The organism is Desulfovibrio biadhensis, assembly GCF_055388615.1.
Genome location: NZ_AP042477.1, coordinates 3,645,053 through 3,662,985, shown reverse-complemented (window position 1 = coordinate 3,662,985; position 17,933 = coordinate 3,645,053). Strand labels below are relative to the sequence as shown.

Here is a 17,933-nt window from a genome sequence, read left to right as displayed (position 1 = left end):
TTGGACAAATATGGAGACTTGACACCCAGGCTGGGCAAATTTCTTTGCCAGCTCATGGGAACTTGACAAGGATTTTTCGCCGTGTCAAGAATGGTCCGACCAAAGACGAGGTACCGATGCACCCCAGAATGACACGTGAAGACTACACAACCAGTAAAACGAACGAGAACAGGCATTATTTCTCCTATGCAGCTTTTTTCCCGCATATAAAAACAGGAAAATAATCCTGCGTAGCACTTTTTATAGGTAATACCAATGAGCACCGTACACCATCACATTTTCACCCCAGCCAAGAGTGGGCGCAGCAGCGAAGAAGTGGCCTTGCAGATAGAAGCCGCCATCCTTGATGGCAGTCTCCGCCCTGGGGATGGACTTCCCAGTGAACGCGAGATGCAGCAGCAATTTCAGGTTGGCAGAGGCGCCATCCGGGAAGCTCTTCGCGCGCTCAAGGAAAAGGGACTGCTGGAAATTCGCAAAGGCGCCAAAGGCGGCGCTTTTGTCAAGGAAATCGACGTATCCAACGTCAGCGAATCCTTGGCGTTGTTTCTTAAGCAACACCCCGTGGCGCCTGAACAACTGATTGGATTTCGCGAAAGCATCGACCGGACGGTCACATCCCTTGCCATAGCCAGAAACGATAAGGAATCCGCGCAGCAAATGCTTAACAGTGCGCTTCGACTGCGCGAGACGGCGCTGGAGCCTGAACCGGACATGGAATTACTGGGCGAGATGGACCGCGAGTTGAACCTGCAACTGGGGCGCATGAGCCGCAACCCGATCTTTGAGTGGGTGATGGGCGCCTTGCAACAGGGATTCAGTTCCTACGACTACGCGCTCTACGAAGATGAAGATTTTCGCCGCCAGACAGTGGACAACTGGGTGGAAACCGCAAGCCGCATAGCAGAAGGCGAACCCATGCTGGCTCTTTCGAGCATTGGCAACCACTACGTGCTGCTGCGGCGCTGTGTGAAAAGGCGCAACCAGAACGCGAACAAGACAGCGGAAGCCTAAGCTGCAGTGTGTTCTGTAACTGGAATAGCTAATCAGGCCGACGACAGCACACCAGGAAACAGCAATACGGTGTGCTTCAGAAAGCAAACTGTCTGAACATAGGTTTTGCAGACATTTCCCAAGATGGAGGACGCATGGCTAAGCATTACGATTACATCATCATCGGAGGCGGTTCCGCAGGAAGCGTACTTGCCAACCGCCTGAGCGCCAACCCAGACACCAAGGTACTGGTCCTGGAAGCTGGCCGCCCTGACTATAAACTGGATTTCCGTATCCACATGCCGGCCGCCCTCACCTATCCTTTGGCTGGCAGGTTTTACAACTGGTGGTACGAGTCCGAGCCAGAACCGTATATGAACAACAGGCGTATCTATCAGCCCCGTGGTAAGGTTCTGGGCGGCTCCAGCTGCATCAACGGCATGATATACATCCGCGGCAACGCCATGGATTATGAAAAATGGGGCCGGGAGCCGGGCCTTGAAAATTGGGACTACGCACATTGCCTCCCCTACTTCAAGCGTTTTGAATACCGCTGCATGGGCGCCGACGAATACCAAGGCACGGGCGGCCCCCTCTACCTGACCACGCCCAAATGCGACAACCCGCTTTTCGATGCCTTTTTCCAGGCTGTGCAGCAAGCCGGCTACCCCTTGACCAAGGACGTCAATGGCCAGCAGCAGGAAGGGTTTGGCCGGTTCGACGGCACCATATACAGAGGGCGCCGTTGGAACGCGGCCCGCGCCTATGTGCACCCCGTAAAAAATCGCCGTAACCTGACCATCAAACTGCGCTCCCTGGCTCGCAAGATTCTTTTTTCCGGCAACAGGGCCGTGGGCGTGGAGTATTCCCGTGGCAAACGCGTGCACAAGGCCTACGGTGCAGAAGTCATTTGCTGTGGTGGCGCCATCAACTCACCACAATTGCTGCAACTTTCCGGCATCGGCAATGCGGACGACCTCCGCGCGCTGGGCATAAACCCTGTGCATGACCTTCCAGGCGTTGGTGAGAATCTTCAGGACCACCTGGAACTGTATGTACAGTACGAGAGCAAGGAGCCGGTAAGCCTGTTCCCTGCCCTGCAATGGCAAAACCAGCCCAAAATCGGACTGGAGTGGCTGTTTGCCAACAAGGGCACCGGCGCCAGCAACCACTTCGAGGCAGGCGGCTTCATCCGCTCCAACGATCAGGTGGAATACCCGAACCTGCAGTACCACTTCCTGCCCATCGCCATCCGTTATGACGGTTCGGTCGCAAACCAGGGGCACGGCTACCAGGTGCATGTCGGCCCAATGAATACGGACGTGCGCGGCCACGTGAAGCTTAAATCCGCCGACCCCACGGTCTATCCGGAAATACTGTTCAACTACCTTTCCACGGAACAGGAGCGTCAGGACTGGATCGACGCCATCCGCGTGACCCGCAAGATAATGACCCAGCCCGCTTTTGACCGGTACCGCGGCCAGGAGCTTGCCCCCGGCGAGGACGTGGAGAGCGATGAGCAGATTCTGGACTTTGTGGCCAGAGAAGGCGAAAGCGCCTACCACCCCAGCTGCACATGCAAAATGGGCACGGACGATATGGCTGTTGTGGACGCGGATCTGCGCGTGCATGGTGTCGAAGGGCTCCGCGTGGTGGACGCCTCTGTCATGCCGTATATCACCAACGGCAACATCTACTCCCCTGTAATGATGATCGCCGAGAAATCCGCTGACATCATTCTGGGCAACACCCCTCTTGAAGCTTTGCACCACGGCTTTCACCAACCCGGAAAGCAACAGGCTGAAACAACGGAGGCCTAATCCATGATGCGCAAGAAGATGTATATCGACGGGCAGTGGGTCGATGCCATCTCCGGCAAGACCAGCTTCAGCCTCAACCCTTGCAACCAGGAGCAGATTGCCGAAGTGCCCTGCGCAGATCGCGAGGACGCCAAACGCGCCATTGCCGCGGCAAGACGGGCCTTTGACCATGACGGCTGGCCCCAGACTCCAGCGGCGGAACGCGGCGCCATGCTTTTCAAACTGGCCGAACTCATTGCCAGAGACCGCGAGGAACTCGCAGAACTGGAAACCCTGGACACCGGCAAAACCCTGGAAGAATCCCGCTGGGATATGGACGACATAGCCGGCATCTTCCGCTACTACGCCGGCCTGGCCGACAAAGACGGAGGGGAAATCATCGAATCCCCGATTCCGGACAGCTCCAGCCTGGTGGTTCGCGAACCCGTGGGGGTTTGCGGTCAGATATCTCCCTGGAACTACCCGCTTCTGCAAGCGTCCTGGAAGATGGCTCCGGCACTGGCCGCGGGTTGCACAATCATCATGAAACCCAGTGAAATCACACCGCTGACCGCAATAAAGGTAACCGAACTCGCTGCAGAAGCCGGCTACCCCAAAGGTGTGGTGAACCTAGTTCTGGGCCCCGGTTCAAGCGTGGGGGATGAACTCGCATCCAACCACGACGTGGACCTCATCTCTTTTACGGGCGGCATCGTCACAGGTAAAAAGATCATCCAGGCCGCCAGCGGCAATGTGAAAAAGCTGGCCCTGGAACTGGGCGGCAAAAATCCCAACATCATTTTTGCCGATGCCGATTTCGACACGGCTGTGGACTATGCGCTCAACGGTGTGTTTTTCCACGCAGGACAGATTTGCTCTGCAGGGGCGCGGTTGATGGTTGAAGACGCCATCCATGACGACTTCGTCGCAGCCCTCAAAGAACGCATGGAAAAAATAAAGGTTGGCCCGGGCATGGCCGAAGATACCCAGATGGGTCCGCTTATCTCCGCAGAACATCTGGCCAAGGTGGAAGAATACTGCGAAATAGCCCGGAAAGAAGGGGCAACCCAGCTTGTAGGCGGCGCACGCCCCAGCGAACCCGAATTGCAAAAAGGATATTTCTTCCAGCCCACCCTGTTCTCGGAATGCCGTCACGAAATGCGCATAGTGCAGGAAGAAGTATTTGGCCCGGTCATCAGCGTGGAGCGTTTTCATAGCGAAGAGGAAGCAATTCGCCTGGCCAATGGCACGGTCTACGGGCTCTCGGCCGGATTCTGGACCCGCGATCCGGACCGTATCCACAGGGTTTCACGCGCGCTGCGTTTTGGCACCGTATGGGTCAACGACTTCAATGTTTACTTCACCCAGGCGCCATGGGGAGGATTCAAACAATCCGGTATGGGGCGCGAACTTGGACATATCGGCTTGGAAGAGTATACAGAAGTCAAACACATCTACCAGAATCACAATACTAAAGCTCTGAACTGGTTCGGTATTTAATCCGCATAAAGACCCAGATCGAAGGCAGGGCGCCCTTTGCGGCAGCATGGGGCGCCCAATGTACAACTTTAACCAAGGAGTTCTGATGTCTGGTTACGGCAAAAAATCCGTATCAATTTTGTCCCTGGTTCTCATCCCCGTCCTTCTACTCACCATTTTTTGCGGCGCTGCTTTTGCAGAAAAAAAAGACGTCCGCTTTGTCTACGTCGGCTGGACCGGTGTAACGATCAAGACAGAAGTCGCCAAATCCATTCTTACCTGTCTGGGCTACAACGTAGACGCCACGCTGGTTTCCGTGCCCATCGCCTACAAGGCAATGGCCATGAACGAAGCCGATGCGTTCCTGGGCAACTGGATGCCCTCCATGAAGACCATCGCCGACAAGTTTTTTAACGAAGGCACTGTTGAGCAGTATGTAGCCAACATGCCAGGCGCCAAGTACACCCTTGCAGTCCCCACCTACTGTTATGAAGGTGGCCTTAAGAACTTCAAGGATATCGCAAAATTCGGCGACAAGCTCGAGTGGAAGATTTATGGCATCGAAGAAGGAAACGACGGGAACGAAATCATCCAGAACATGATCGACAAGGACATGTATGGCCTTGGCAAGTTCGAACTGGTGCCCTCCAGTGAACCTGCCATGCTCGGCCAGGTGCAGTCCTTTGCCAAGGAAAAACAGTGGATCGTGTTTCTGGGGTGGGCTCCGCACAGCATGAACGAGCGCATCGACATGAAGTACCTTGATGGCAGCACCGCCGATACCTTTGGTGAAAATGACGGCACCGCCACCGTTTACACCAACCTGCGCACTGGCTACGCCAAGGAAGCGCCTAATGTCGCCAAGCTTCTGAAAAACATGAAGTTCCCCGTAGCCATGATGAACCAGATCATGCTTTCGCTCTACAAGGACGACACCCAGAAACCCTTGCAGGCTGCCGTAGCATGGCTGAAAAAGAATCCTAAAATCTGCAAAGAATGGCTGCAGGGCGTTACCACGTATGACGGCGCCCCTGCCCTGCCTGCCTGGGAAAAATGCCTTTCCGGCATGTAACCCGACAAGCAGCACGTAACGCTTATAAAGCCGGGGAGCGACAACGCTTCCCGGCTTTTTTTGGCTCTTGACCTTAGTCAATTGCGGGGCAATCTTATAGGCATACCAAAGTCTCACCCTTTTTCATTGAAACAGACCAGGAGTAGTCATGAGCACAGACACCGCAGGCGCCATTCTGCAGCGCGACAAGAAAACATGGGCGCTCAAGCCACACACACCACTAGGTATCATCACCCCGGCAGAAATGGAGCGCATTGCCCAGGCCGCCGGGCGCCATGGCGTGCAAAGCATCAAAATGACATCCGGGCAACGCTTCATTCTTCTTGGCGTGCCTGAACAAGAGCTTGCGTCTCTGAAGGAAGAACTCGGCCCCTTGGGTGAACTCTGCCGCAACTATGTGCAAGCCTGCCCGGGCCTCCCCCATTGCAAGTTCGCCAAGCAGGATTCCATGGACATGGGGCGCCAGATAGAAGCCCTTGTTTTTGGCAAGACCTTTCCCGCCAAGGTGAAAATAGGCGTGTCTGCTTGCCCGTTCTCATGTGGGGAAAGCCAGGTCCGCGACATAGGCCTCATCGGCACAGCAAAAGGGTGGCGCATATACGTTGGCGGCAACAGCGGAACCAGACCACGCATTGCCGACAGGCTTTGTGAAGGTCTCAGCACGGGAGAAGCCGTGGAAGTGGTGCAACGTTTTCTCGAACTCTATTCCAAGAAGGAGCAAAGCAAAAAACGCATTGCAGTCTTTGTGGCCAAGCACGGCGTAGAACAACTGCGCAAGGAGCTTGATATGTGTTCCTGAGTCAGTCGCAGGCTTCCTTGCACAGTCGCCCATGCCATTGTATACCTGCCGCAAGTTCCAATCCGTGAGGTATACCTGACATGTACCGACGCACCATATCCATGACGCTCTTCAACCGCCCACACTACTTGCGTAAAGTGCTGGGCGCCATGTCGTGCTGTTACGGCATCGAGCGGTACAAGCTGATCATCTGCATCGAACCGGGCAACGAAGAAGTGCTGCAACTCGCTCAGGGAATCGATTTTGCGGACAAGACCATCGTAAAGAACGAAAAAGTCCTGGGGTGTCCGGTGAACGTCTTCCAGGCCCTCTCCTATGCGTTTCTGGAAACCGACTACAACATTCATATAGAAGACGACCAACTCCTTTGGAAGGATGCGCTGCTTTTCTTTGAGCATTGTCGCAAGACCTATGCCGATGATCCGGAGATCCTCAGCGTAACGGCCTACAATTCTCAGGAGTGCCCTGCCAGTGCGTATGGCCGCGTGGCCCGCAGAAAATGGTTCACCCCCTGGGCGTGGGCGACATGGCGGGACCGCTGGGAAGATGGCATGAAGGACCTTTGGGACTTTGACTACTCTTACGGCAACTGGGATTCGAGCATCAACACCCGTGTACGCAAAGAACGCGCGGAAATATTTCCCATCCTCGCCAGAGTACAGAACATCGGCGTGGAAGGCGTCCACATCCCATCCAAAAAGTGGGGGGAAACCTTCCACTTGAACTCTTTTTGGGCGGGCAAGGTGAAACCTACCAATGCGGCGGACTGGACCGAAGATCCTTCATGGTCCTGGGAGCCCAACGATTTTCCCGAAGAAGTGCTGGCCGAGTTTCCTGAAGAGTGGCTGCACGCTGCCAACATTTCATTAAAAAGGTAATTACCAAGGGCTGCAGCGTCATTTTTCTTCTATAGCCCTTCTTCCATTGTTTGACGCAACAGAACACAGCAAGTGCAGAGGGACCCTGCCCCTTTATGGGCGCCCACAGGAATCTGCCCTAGTCGATAACCTGCAGCAGCAAGAAAGGTATTCGAAACTACCATGACCGAACAACTGCACGCCTTGCAACAACGGTGCAACGACATGATGCCCTGCATGATCGAACTGCTGGAGGAAGTCGTACGCATCAACAGCTATACCTGGAACAAAAAAGGCGCCGACGCTGTCTCCTCGATTTTTTCCCGCGAACTGCAAGCCTTGGGTTTTTCGGTCGAGCATATACCCCACAGTGAAGTGGGAGACACACTTGTGGCGTTGTCACCCGCCGCTCTAACCGCGCCGGCACAAAAACGCATCTTGCTCTGCGGACACCTGGATACAGTGTTCCCACCCGAAATGGGGTTTGATTGCTTTGAAGAATGGGACGGGCAACTGCGGGGGCCTGGTGTCATCGACATGAAAGGCGGCCTCGTAGCCGCGATCTATGCCCTGGAAGCGATACAGCATCTTAACAGTCTTGAATCATTACCCATCAGTTTCGTGATCAACACGGATGAAGAAGTGGGCTCTCCTTTTTCCACTGCAATCATCCAGCGCGAGGCCGCCAAATCTGCACTTGCGTTTGTTTTCGAGTGTTGCGGCCTGGAGGGGCAGGTTGTCACAGCACGCAAGGGGAAACACGGCTTCAGGATACAATGTACCGGCAAGGCAGGTCACGTAGGGCAAGCCGGCCTGGCAAAACCTAGCGCCATACTGGAACTCGCCCACAAAATAATTGCCGTGGAGGCGCTCAACGCCCCCGACCGTGGCCTGACGTGCAATGTGGGTTGCATTACCGGCGGCACGACACCGAACACCATCCCGGAAAACGCTGTGGCAGAAGTGGATTGCCGCTTTGTCACCGAGTCCGATGCGCGTTTCGTGGATGCGTCAATTGACCACATCGTGTCCCAGGTGACGACACCCGGAGTTGCATGCTCCTTGGAAACAACTGGAAAGCGCCCTCCCATGGAGGCCAGCGAAGGCGGATTGCGGCTGTTTTCCGCACTACAGCACATTGGCGATACATTGGGCGTCCCCGTCAAGCAAGAACGCCGGGGGGGCGTCTCCGATGCAAATACCATTGCCGCCATGGGCATACCTGTTCTCGATGGATTAGGGCCTTCAGGGGATCAGGACCACTCCACCCGGGAATATATGGTCATCTCCTCCCTACCCCAACGTACAACGCTGGCAGCAGCAGGTATTCTCCATCTAGGAGCGCGTTTTTCAGTGTAACACGCTTATCCGCTGCATTCTTTCTGGCACAGTGTTTATTGCCGTAAAGGTTATTTCCAATTGTACTTTACTCTTTCTTAACCCCGGAGTTGATAGTGTGCCAGCACACTATCCCAACATTTTGGGAATGGCAGCAAAAAAGCATGGGACACTTTACAATTATGTGTAATCTCACGCTCTGCTCTAGCCAATTCGTGTTGTTTTTGCTATATTAATAGAGTTGTGCTTGGAGCCGGGTCCTTTTCCCGGGCATTCCAGGTAGTTCCAGGGGCCTCTATCCAAAAGGCCGGTCCGCGGCCCGAGGCCCTTGTGCTTTTCTCACCACAACAGAAACAACAAGGGTTTGCATGCAGAAAAAAACGGGCGAAACCGCCACCATCACGTTACGCGGCAAAACGTATGAATTGCCTGTCATCGAAGGCACCGAAGGCGAGATCGGCGTTGATATCACGAAGTTGCGGCAGGAAACGGGCATCATCACTCTGGACCCCGGCTTCGGCAACACCGGCGCCTGCAAAAGTGACATCACTTTTGTGGACGGTGAAAAGGGAATTCTGCGCTATCGCGGCTACCCCATAGAGGAAATTGCCGAAAAGAGCACATTTATCGAAACAGCCATGCTGCTGATTTTCGGCGAGCTGCCCACCAAGACGGAACTGGACAGTTTCAGGGAAACACTGTGCAACGAGGAGCTGCTCCACGAGGATTTGCTCCACCATTTTGACGGTTTTCCTCCAAACCCCCAGCCCATGGCGACTCTGTCCGCCATGATCAATTCTCTCGGCAGCTATAACCTTGATCTCTACAATATTGAAAGCGACGAGGAATTTCGCTCCGCCACTGCGAAGATCATTTCCAAGGTGCGCACCATTGCGGCATTCAGCTATCGCAAATCCCGCGGCCTGCCTTTTATGTACCCCAACCCAAAGCTGCGTTATTGCGTAAACTTTTTGCACATGATGTTTTCGCTCCCCAACCGGCTTTATAATCCTCCACTGGGAGCTGTTAGAGCGCTGTCGCTGTTTCTCATCGTCCATGCTGACCATGAACAGAACTGCTCCTGCTCCACAGTGCGCATGGTGGGTTCCACCAAAGCGAACCTCTTTGCCTCGATTTCTGCCGGCATCTGCGCTCTTTGGGGTCCTTTGCACGGAGGGGCGAACGCTGGTGTGGTGAACATGCTGCAGCAACTGCGCGACGGCCAGGCCGACATTAAAAAAGTTATTGAAGACGTTAAGCAAAAACGCTTTCGCCTTATGGGCTTTGGCCACCGTATCTACAAAAGCTTTGATCCGCGCGCGAAAATCCTTAAAAAAGCCGCTCACAACCTTTTGCGCAACATGGGATCCAATGATGAGATGCTCCTCATCGCTCAAGAGCTTGAAGATCTTGCGCTCAACGATGATTACTTTATCGAGCGCAAACTTTATCCCAATGTGGACTTTTATTCCGGCATTATTTTGCATGCGCTGGGTATTCCGGTAGCGATGTTTCCTACTATGTTTGCCATAGGACGTATGCCGGGATGGATAGCACACTGGTATGAAGACCAAAAACAGAAAACACGTATTCATCGTCCTAGACAAATCTATACTGGTCCAGTTAAGCGTGAATACGTTCCATTGGAAGAACGTACAAGGGAAGGCTCGGACGAGGATCAGAAGAATATTTGGAATTGATCTCACAATCCAAGGCAAAATCGAGAACTAAAGCTCTACGCCTAATCAACTATCCGTTACAGTAACTATGGCCCTCTTTTGCCATGTATGGCAAAAGGGGGCTTATTTTTACTATGAAAATAGTAGCAAAACCAAAAGTACAAAATAACCTTAATTTCACGATGTGGGCATTTGAACACACCTGTTGAACACTTGACATTCTCTGAACGATGAGTATCAAGTTCCAAGCAGTAACAACACTATAAATTGTAAAGTGGAGGAACGTATGGAGTCTTACATCAAGGAGGCTTTGGAAATTGTCAAAGCCCAGGCCAGCGTGCGCGTCATGACCGATGAAGAAATCACGGACATGGTCAGCCGGCTCGCTGCAGGAATCAAAAGCATCAGCGAAGGTGACGGCGCGGTCAAGGGTGCTCAGGAACCTTTCATGGATCCTAAAAAGGCCATTAAAGAGAAAACCATCACCTGCCTCGAATCCGGAAAGCAATTCAAGGTCCTCACCAAAAAGCACCTTGCTAAATATGGCCTAACACCGGATGAGTACAGAGAAAAATGGGGTTACAAAAAAGGTACGCCTTTGGTCTGCAAAGCACTGCAGCGTGAACGGCGTAAAAAAATGAAAGAAATGCGCCTCTGGGAAAAACGTAAGGGTAAAACGAACTAAACCAGACGATCAGAATGATCATAGAGTGCAGAGGGGGACTCTGATGCAGCACTCCACAGCAGTAAATAAATAAAAAAGCTCTCGAAAGTTTTTCACCTGTCGAGAGCTTTTTTTTACAAATTGAGTTGACAAAACAAAACAGATCGTTCATAAAAATTAACAACAGGTCACAAAATGAAAAACAAGACAGAATTTTCAAACTTTTTTCAGCAGGTATGCGGTGCTTTGGGAATCAGTTCGCAACAGGAACTGGCCAAAGTCCTCGGCGTAAACCGTTCGGCAATAACCCAAGCCAAACAGCGCAATACAGTACCTGACAAATGGCTGCACATTCTTGCTCGCGACTATGCTCTGGATCCTTCCTGGTTGGCGGGTGGACCGGCTAGACAATTGAATAAGTCTGCTGCCACGCCATATTCCGCCGCTGCTGAAACAACTAGTGAACCTGAACGTGAAGACTTTGACGCCTTCTGCAAAGTTCCCAAAGTGAGCGCACGCTTATGTGCAGGGGGCGGTTCCTTTGAGGTGGATGGTCGTATTGAAGACTATTACGCATTCAAACGAAACTGGCTTCAGAGAAAGGGAACTCCGGGTGAAATGGTTTTGATGGATGTCTTTGGCAACAGCATGGAACCCGAAATCAAAGAAGGCGACACCGTACTGTTGGACCAGCTCCAGAAAAGCGTAATCGCCGGGGGTGTATATGCTGTGGGAGTAGAGGACACGGTTATGGTCAAACGGGTTGAGAAACGCCCGAACGCCTTGGCCCTCCTTAGCGACAACAAAGACTACTCACCCATAATTCTTCAAGGCGATGAACTCGAAAACGTACGGATCATTGGCAAGGTCGTCTGGATCTGCCGAGAATACCGCTAGACTCTCTTTTTTTGACCAATATGTTAAGTTTTATAAACAACAACGCAACAAAAGCAACGAGGCAAGTCATGCAAGAACGTTACTGCTCCTGTGGTGCTAGGATCATTGTTCAGTTCACCAATGCTGAAGCTGATTGGAAGACCGTTTTCTGGGCACGACAGCAATTCAATGGCGTACGCCTGTATGTCTGCCCCTCGTGCGGTACCTTCCTGGATATCGATGCGTTGGATTAGAATATCTTGCGCTAAAAGCGCGGCAAACAAGGGCGGAAAAGAATCTCGCTGGAAGGGAACGCTGGTGTGAATGCGTGTACGCATACGACAGAAGCGTTCTCATCTCTCAATATGGAGGGCGCTTCAATTGTCAGAGTGTTGCAGCATATAGTGGAAGAACGTCTGGACATAGCGTCCTGAGGTGACTTCAGGAAGTGGGAACATGGGCAACTGGTCGGCAGGAAAACTCGAAACAAAGGCGACATAGAGTTGTCTGGAGCTCGTTTCAAGAGCCGGCCCCAGTTCGTTTTCCCAAATCTGTTCCTTCTCGGATTGTTCGAGGTCAAATGTTCTGCACTGCAAAGGGCGGTACTCAAACAATGAACAGCTGTTTTCCAGGAGGAGTGGACATGCCGCCCCTGCCGTGGAAAGGCAATAGTCGCCGGTGTCCTGTCCCAGATCGTATGCCACGGCGCGCTCTTTGCGGGAAGTTTCAACAGATCGCGCGATGAGATCAAGGCGTTCCTGGCTGGTAAAAACTGTGTTTATCCGCTGACTTAGGTACACAGACTCAAGAAGATGCAATTTGATGGGGGTAAAGCAACAATTCGTGTGTCCTTTACCGCAACAGCATTCGCCCACTGCGTCTTCGTCGGAAAGCAGTGTTTCTGCCTTATGGAGCAATTTGTGGTAATCATCCATAAAAGGTCTTAAATCCACAAGCTGCTTGAACTCAAGGGAAGGTTCGCGGACCGTCAGCGGCTTGCTGCCCTTGCCATATTTTCGAATGGTCCACCATTGGTCGAAATTGGCAGGCTTGGACTTCAGACCTTTGAGCTTTTTTCCGGCAAGTTTATGCCCGAGTCCACGGCGTAGCAGGTAGGCATTGAGCACGGTGCCCGTTCTTCCAATGCCGTGGCGGCAGTGAATCAGGACTTTCTTGCCAAGGTAAATGGCTTCGTCCAACCAGGCCAAAGCGCGCTCCAATTCGGCAAGCTCGGGGGCTTCTTCATCCGGAACGGGCATGTAATAGACCTCAAAGCCTTCTTTTTCCTCTACGGAATGAAGGTCGCAGAACTCTGCGCACAAGTTAAGTATTGCGTTGACCCCTTGCTTCTTGAGTGATTCAAGCTGTTCAAAGGACATGGGCGCATGTCCTACGGCAAGTTGTTCGGTTACCCAGGTCAATGTATATGCTTCAGAATTCTTCGGAGCCTTCATCGGCTACTCCCGGTGGTCGAGAAATTCCTGAACCAGGGCTTCCACCTGCTTTTCGTCGCGCAGCCCCATATCCATAAGCCTCGTTCGCGCCAACAGGTAGCCGAGGGATGCCAACCGTTTCTGAATCACTTCTTCGGGTTCACGTGAAAGCTTCGCATCGAGCATATCGCCCCGCACGGTTGAGCTGAATCCGAAATGCTCGAGGACGGCCTTTATGAGTTGGAGGCGCAGCATGCGTTGATTGAATTCACCACCGCCGCCTTTGAATCTGAAATTGATGTAGTTGTTGTTCGTATCGGGCCCGCATATCGCATCCAAAACAGAAAAGTGATACCCGAAGCGAATCATCATATGCAGATAATCCGACGAGATGACGGCATAGCTGGCAAGCAGCATGGAATCATGTTTGAATATCCCAGCCGCGATGCGGTCCATGGCTTCCCAATCCACATGCAATAGATTGCTGTTCCAGGGCACATCCTTGGTCGCCAGCCCAAACCAGAATGCCCACATGGGCAGGCTCTGGATATCGTCAGGCGTCACTTCATCGCTCAAGGCAGCGCTCTCAAACAGCCCTCCCCCCAAATCCAGCACATAAATGACAATGGGCAGATGCGATTTCAACTGTTTGGCATTGGTCAGCCCCCGCCCGCCTTTTCCCACCAGTTGAAACATTTCGCCCACGCTCTTCTCGTGGGCAAAACGCACGACATCATGCAAAGAGCGGCAATTCTGGGGAGCAAACGTCGCTGCAGTGGGATCAGTCAACGTCAGGCGTACAAGATGGGGGGTGATCTTATGCAGCCGCTCCGCCACAGGGCCGCGACTGCGTTGCGATTTGTTGGCGGAGCTTTTTTCCAGCACCTCTACCCTTCCAGGATACACAGCACCCTTATCCGCATGCACAGTAACCAGCTGCCCTTCAGGCAGACTGGCATACGGGGCGTCAATCCCCACGATCACGGGGAGGCCATATTCCCTGGCTACTGAAGCGAAATGGCTGGCTCTGCTTCCGCTACGGGCAACCACCCCCACTATACTGCCCGCAAGTCTGGCAAGCGCCGGGGTCAAGGTTTGCACAACCAGGACAGTGTCGGGAGGTACGGAAGATACATCCATAACGGAACGCAAATGATAGACAGTGCCGACGGCAACGCCCCCGCTGGCCGACTCCCCCCCCTGGCAAATAGGCGAAACATCAGGTTCCGGATGCTCAAATTCGGTCAAAGCGGTGTCCCGCTTCAAATTCAAAGGGCGTGCCTGGAGAAAAAAAAGATTGTTTCTATGGTCCAGGGCCCACTCAATGTCCAATGCGGCGCCAAACCTGTTTTCCAAAAGCAAGGAGCGCTCGGACAGAAGATGCGCGTTTTCCTGGGAAAGCAGTAGCGCCTCGTCCTGTGAGGAAAGCGTGGGGGTACTGCGCGTAAATCGTTGGACTTCAGGCCGCAAGCTTCCATCAACCAAAAGCGCACCCTGCCCTGGCACCGAGTAGATTGCGCCAGCAGGCTGCCCTTGCCAATCCTCGTCTTCAGTATAAACAACACCCGCCGTTTTGGCCTTGACCATGGGCATGACCAGCACCGCCATGGGTGTTTCCTGATCTGCCAAACCGTTTCGGATGCGATACGTCAGCGCCTTTTCTCCATACTTGCCTGCAAGCACCCTTTTGTAGGCCTCAATAGCGCCGTGCGGCTGCACGTCCAACTCGCTGGTATACTGGCCGGCAAACGACACATCGCTATCCTCGGCAAGGGCGCTGCTACGGACAGCAAGCCGTGGCACATCCTGCCCCTGCACACCGACCAGCGAACTCACGGCGTTTTTGATCTCCTGCTCCAACGAGGCGGGGATGTGTGCCGCCATGATCATTTCTTGCAGCTCAGAAGAAATGGCAGCAAGTTCGTCAGGTTCATGAAGCCTTATCTTGCGCAGCTTTCTGTCCAGTTTTGGCCGCAGTTCATTGCTTTCAATGAAAAAATGAAAAGCCTTCACCGAGATGATGAAGCCGGGAGGAACATTGAACCCGCTCATCTGCGCCACCCGGGCGATGTTCGCAGCCTTGCCCCCTACAAGCTCTGAAGCTTCCGCCGCCGCATCCATCCAGATAACATAGGGCGGACTCGGGTCAGGAGCTGGCAAATCCAGCCCCATCTGCACATAGAAGTCAATTTTTTTGTAATAGTCCATCAGGTCGAGATACCTGGTGGGACTCATAAGGGTGAGCTGCTCGGTCATGGTCTTCACAGCACCGCTCAGGCGGCTGCAAAGCCAGACAATGCGCGTCCAATCGACGTGCTCCTGCCCGTAATGTATCTCTTCAAGCTCGGCAATGAGTTCAAGGCACAAGTTATCCGATCGCAACAGGTTCTTGAATGCATTGTACTTGTCACGCAACAATGCACTCGGCGCGAACATCTGGTACGTCCAGTGCCTGAATAACTGCTTGATATCCATATTCTATTTTAGCATTACTGGTTCAGGACCTGATCCACCTTACGCTCCAGCTCATCCTTGTCGATGGGCTTCACGCAGTATTCGCTTGCTCCCAGCTTGACGGATTCCCGAGCCGTTTCCAAAGTGGGGTAGCCTGTAAGCATGATGACCCTGATGTCGGGGTTGACTTCCTTGAGTTCCTCAAGAACCTCCACGCCAGTCATCTTCTTCAGTTTGATATCGAGTATGGCCAGATCTACGACATTGTTGCGCGCGTGTTCCAGCGCATCTTCTTCTTCTGTAAATGTAACGACTTCATGCCCTTTACGCTCAAGTATTCGTTTAATGAGCACAACGGCATCCATGACGTCGTCGAGCACCAGCACTTTTCCCATTATTTTCTCCTAAGCTGCCGCGTTCAACTCTTCATCGTGTTCCGATTTGCCCTCGTAATCCAATGGCAGTTCCACCATAAAAACCGTGCCCTTGCCAGGAACGGTTTCTGATGGAGGCTCTGCCCCCGGCACGTTGAGCGGACACAAATCCGACGGCGGCGGACTGTCAGCCCAGATCTGCCCCCCATGATCCTCTATTATGCCAAAAGAAACGGAGAGTCCCAACCCCGTTCCTTCACCTACTGCCTTTGTACTGAAAAACGGGTCGAAAATCTTCTTCAAGTCATCCCTTGCAATGCCCTGTCCAGTATCAGCCACCCACACCCGTACGACCTGCTTCGGGCTATCGAGCCTGGCTTTTACATAAATGAGCCCCCCACCTGGCATGGCGTCACGGGCGTTATTGAAAAGGTTGATCCAAACCTGCTTCAACTTTTCCGGGTCTGCGCTGATGACGGGCAACCTGTCATCCAAATCCATGAGAATCTCTACCCGATCCAGAGAAAAGGTGTGGCGCACAAGGGATGCTGCTTCCATGATAGTGTTGTTGAAACAGATATCACGTTTGGAACTGAAAGTCTGGCGCGAAAAGCCAAGCAGGTCGGCCACGATCTTCCTGCACACCTTGGCCTGCTTTTCTATGGTCAGCAGATCCTGATGCAGTTGCCCATCCTGGGGGGCATCCTCCTGCAGTAACTGGGCATACCCCAGTATGACGCCGAGCGGTGTATTGATTTCATGGGCGACCCCTCCGGCCAGCTTGCCCAGGGACTCCATTTTTTGCGCCTGGATGAGTTGCTCCTGGTACTGTTTGATTCTGGTAATGTTACGGGCAGTTCGCAGCAGACCAATGATCTTCCCTTCCCGGTCAAAAACAGGAACCTTGACGATGTGCAGCCAGTATTCCTTGCCATCCCGCTTGAAATGCATCTCCCTGTGCGTTGTGTTGCCAGATTCGAGAACCGCTTTATTTTCCTCGAACATGGCAGACGCCATATCCCGGGGAACGAACACCTCGAGGTCGGATTTGCCCACCAATTCACCGGTGCGCATCCCCAGAAAATCTGCATAGGCCTTGTTCACGGCCAGATACTCGAGGTTTTCATTAAGCAGACAAACAAAGTCAGGGGTCACGTCAAGGATTGTGCTCATGAGTTGCTGCTGCCTGGTCAGCACCTGCTCAGCTTCCTTCAATTCCTCGAGATGGGTTTTCAAGGTCAAGGCCATGACGTCAAAGGTCTCTGACAAATCCTGGATTTCATCCCCTTTGTTCATCTTGTACACCATGCAGCGCTTGCAGGACTCGGCCTTCTCCACCAGCGTCCCTTCCTCGCATTCCGGGCACAGCGTGCCAGCCAGGTACCAGCAACGTCTGCGCTCGTCTCCATACGCGGGGCAATGGTCCAGGTTGCAATTCATTATTTCCCAGCAATTGCGCGCCAGGGAGGGGCCTGTTTGCAATTCCAGGCTGCCCTTCACCACTTCTTCTGCATATTCGCGCAAAATGCCGAGCCGACGCGTGACCTTGCGCGCGAAGATGGTGCTTGTCAGAATGGCCACGACAAAGGCACCCCCCGCTATCAGCAGAATGGTCCAAAGCAGTTTGTTTACTACTGCCTGCACCCGTCCGCGGGATAAGCCTATGCGCACAGAACCGAAATCGTTTCCTTCTATGATGACAGGGGTTGCGAAGTCATAGATAAGGCTGCTTCCCGTATCCAGCAGTTTGATGGAAACCCCGTGCTCCGGCGCCAGGTTCACTTTACGCAACTGAACGGGAAAGCCCTGACTGAAGCTGTGCACGATTATGTTGCCGTCCACATCCTTGATGAACGCGTACTCCACATCTTCAAGCCGGCTCATCTCGTCCACCATGTTTTTCAGCCGCAGCAGGTCCTCCGCCAGCATGGAATCGGCAACGCGCACGGAAAGAGACTCGGCCAGAACCTTGCCTCTTTTTTTGCTTTCATTGATCAACGCCTGGGCCGCCATCCGACTAATGACGCCGGAAAGCAGCAAGGAAACCACTATGATGATGAGCGAACTGCCCAGAATAATCTTGGTGCGAAATCGCATCCTTGCAAAAAATCGCATGCGC

Annotated in this window: 15 protein-coding genes; 11 read left to right on the top strand and 4 right to left on the bottom strand. The window is 53.1% G+C overall.

The window, feature by feature from the left end; genetic code table 11:
- Positions 1–255 precede the first annotated feature (255 nt).
- The 11 genes from ACZ5EH_RS15875 (at position 256) to ACZ5EH_RS15825 (ending at position 11,807) form a co-directional block, all read left to right on the top strand.
- Positions 256–1,011 carry a FadR/GntR family transcriptional regulator gene (locus ACZ5EH_RS15875; protein ID WP_464274847.1) on the top strand — a complete coding sequence of 252 codons (756 nt, stop codon included), beginning with the start codon at positions 256–258 and terminating at the stop codon, positions 1,009–1,011.
- A gap of 134 nt (positions 1,012–1,145) precedes the next feature.
- On the top strand, positions 1,146–2,810 hold the full coding sequence (gene betA / locus ACZ5EH_RS15870; RefSeq protein WP_464274846.1) for a choline dehydrogenase: 1,665 nt from the start codon (positions 1,146–1,148) through the stop codon (positions 2,808–2,810).
- Between the two features lie 3 nt (positions 2,811–2,813).
- On the top strand, positions 2,814–4,289 hold the full coding sequence (gene betB, locus ACZ5EH_RS15865) for a betaine-aldehyde dehydrogenase (protein WP_464274845.1): 1,476 nt from the start codon (positions 2,814–2,816) through the stop codon (positions 4,287–4,289).
- Positions 4,290–4,374: 85 nt separating this feature from the next.
- Positions 4,375–5,340: an ABC transporter substrate-binding protein gene (locus tag ACZ5EH_RS15860; protein ID WP_464274844.1), complete on the top strand. Its 966-nt coding sequence runs from the start codon at positions 4,375–4,377 to the stop codon at positions 5,338–5,340.
- Positions 5,341–5,488: 148 nt separating this feature from the next.
- Positions 5,489–6,139, top strand: coding sequence for an NAD(P)/FAD-dependent oxidoreductase (locus ACZ5EH_RS15855; RefSeq protein WP_464274843.1), 651 nt, complete (start codon positions 5,489–5,491; stop codon positions 6,137–6,139).
- 80 nt (positions 6,140–6,219) lie between these two features.
- The gene (locus ACZ5EH_RS15850) at positions 6,220–7,017 is read left to right on the top strand and encodes a glycosyltransferase family protein (protein ID WP_464274842.1); all 798 of its coding nucleotides are present in this window, start codon (positions 6,220–6,222) and stop codon (positions 7,015–7,017) included.
- A 162-nt stretch (positions 7,018–7,179) separates the two neighbouring features.
- Positions 7,180–8,355 (top strand): M20 family metallopeptidase, encoded by a 1,176-nt coding sequence (locus ACZ5EH_RS15845; protein ID WP_464274841.1) that lies wholly within the window; start codon positions 7,180–7,182, stop codon positions 8,353–8,355.
- A 347-nt stretch (positions 8,356–8,702) separates the two neighbouring features.
- On the top strand, positions 8,703–10,034 hold the full coding sequence (locus ACZ5EH_RS15840) for a citrate synthase (RefSeq protein WP_464274840.1): 1,332 nt from the start codon (positions 8,703–8,705) through the stop codon (positions 10,032–10,034).
- A 265-nt stretch (positions 10,035–10,299) separates the two neighbouring features.
- Positions 10,300–10,698 carry a Ros/MucR family transcriptional regulator gene (locus ACZ5EH_RS15835; protein WP_464274839.1) on the top strand — a complete coding sequence of 133 codons (399 nt, stop codon included), beginning with the start codon at positions 10,300–10,302 and terminating at the stop codon, positions 10,696–10,698.
- 174 nt (positions 10,699–10,872) lie between these two features.
- Positions 10,873–11,574 (top strand): LexA family transcriptional regulator, encoded by a 702-nt coding sequence (locus ACZ5EH_RS15830; protein WP_464274838.1) that lies wholly within the window; start codon positions 10,873–10,875, stop codon positions 11,572–11,574.
- 68 nt (positions 11,575–11,642) lie between these two features.
- Complete coding sequence (locus ACZ5EH_RS15825) at positions 11,643–11,807, top strand: hypothetical protein (RefSeq protein ID WP_464274837.1); 165 nt, start codon at positions 11,643–11,645, stop codon at positions 11,805–11,807.
- A gap of 123 nt (positions 11,808–11,930) precedes the next feature.
- Here the strand turns inward: ACZ5EH_RS15825 and ACZ5EH_RS15820 are convergent, their stop codons facing one another.
- Genes ACZ5EH_RS15820 through ACZ5EH_RS15805 form a run of 4 tightly spaced genes read right to left on the bottom strand, consistent with a single transcriptional unit; the run spans position 11,931 to position 17,929 of the window.
- Positions 11,931–13,007: a protein-tyrosine phosphatase family protein gene (locus tag ACZ5EH_RS15820; RefSeq protein WP_464274836.1), complete on the bottom strand. Its 1,077-nt coding sequence runs from the start codon at positions 13,005–13,007 to the stop codon at positions 11,931–11,933.
- A gap of 3 nt (positions 13,008–13,010) precedes the next feature.
- Entirely contained in the window at positions 13,011–15,422 is a 2,412-nt protein-coding gene (locus tag ACZ5EH_RS15815) for a PEP/pyruvate-binding domain-containing protein (protein ID WP_464274835.1), read from the bottom strand.
- A 53-nt stretch (positions 15,423–15,475) separates the two neighbouring features.
- Positions 15,476–15,835, bottom strand: a complete 360-nt coding sequence (locus tag ACZ5EH_RS15810) for a response regulator (RefSeq protein ID WP_464274834.1) — start codon at positions 15,833–15,835, stop codon at positions 15,476–15,478.
- 9 nt (positions 15,836–15,844) lie between these two features.
- Positions 15,845–17,929, bottom strand: coding sequence for an ATP-binding protein (locus ACZ5EH_RS15805; protein WP_464274833.1), 2,085 nt, complete (start codon positions 17,927–17,929; stop codon positions 15,845–15,847).
- Positions 17,930–17,933 lie beyond the last annotated feature (4 nt).

What these genes read in the sequence shown, in the direction of transcription:
- ACZ5EH_RS15875 (WP_464274847.1), top strand. Translation starts at nt 256, where the DNA reads ATGAGCACCGTACACCATCACATTTTCACCCCAGCCAAGAGTGGGCGC.
- betA (WP_464274846.1), top strand. Translation starts at nt 1,146, where the DNA reads ATGGCTAAGCATTACGATTACATCATCATCGGAGGCGGTTCCGCAGGA.
- betB (WP_464274845.1), top strand. Translation starts at nt 2,814, where the DNA reads ATGATGCGCAAGAAGATGTATATCGACGGGCAGTGGGTCGATGCCATC.
- ACZ5EH_RS15860 (WP_464274844.1), top strand. Translation starts at nt 4,375, where the DNA reads ATGTCTGGTTACGGCAAAAAATCCGTATCAATTTTGTCCCTGGTTCTC.
- ACZ5EH_RS15855 (WP_464274843.1), top strand. Translation starts at nt 5,489, where the DNA reads ATGAGCACAGACACCGCAGGCGCCATTCTGCAGCGCGACAAGAAAACA.
- ACZ5EH_RS15850 (WP_464274842.1), top strand. Translation starts at nt 6,220, where the DNA reads ATGTACCGACGCACCATATCCATGACGCTCTTCAACCGCCCACACTAC.
- ACZ5EH_RS15845 (WP_464274841.1), top strand. Translation starts at nt 7,180, where the DNA reads ATGACCGAACAACTGCACGCCTTGCAACAACGGTGCAACGACATGATG.
- ACZ5EH_RS15840 (WP_464274840.1), top strand. Translation starts at nt 8,703, where the DNA reads ATGCAGAAAAAAACGGGCGAAACCGCCACCATCACGTTACGCGGCAAA.
- ACZ5EH_RS15835 (WP_464274839.1), top strand. Translation starts at nt 10,300, where the DNA reads ATGGAGTCTTACATCAAGGAGGCTTTGGAAATTGTCAAAGCCCAGGCC.
- ACZ5EH_RS15830 (WP_464274838.1), top strand. Translation starts at nt 10,873, where the DNA reads ATGAAAAACAAGACAGAATTTTCAAACTTTTTTCAGCAGGTATGCGGT.
- ACZ5EH_RS15825 (WP_464274837.1), top strand. Translation starts at nt 11,643, where the DNA reads ATGCAAGAACGTTACTGCTCCTGTGGTGCTAGGATCATTGTTCAGTTC.
- ACZ5EH_RS15820 (WP_464274836.1), bottom strand. Translation starts at nt 13,007, where the DNA reads ATGAAGGCTCCGAAGAATTCTGAAGCATATACATTGACCTGGGTAACC.
- ACZ5EH_RS15815 (WP_464274835.1), bottom strand. Translation starts at nt 15,422, where the DNA reads ATGTTCGCGCCGAGTGCATTGTTGCGTGACAAGTACAATGCATTCAAG.
- ACZ5EH_RS15810 (WP_464274834.1), bottom strand. Translation starts at nt 15,835, where the DNA reads ATGGGAAAAGTGCTGGTGCTCGACGACGTCATGGATGCCGTTGTGCTC.
- ACZ5EH_RS15805 (WP_464274833.1), bottom strand. Translation starts at nt 17,929, where the DNA reads ATGCGATTTTTTGCAAGGATGCGATTTCGCACCAAGATTATTCTGGGC.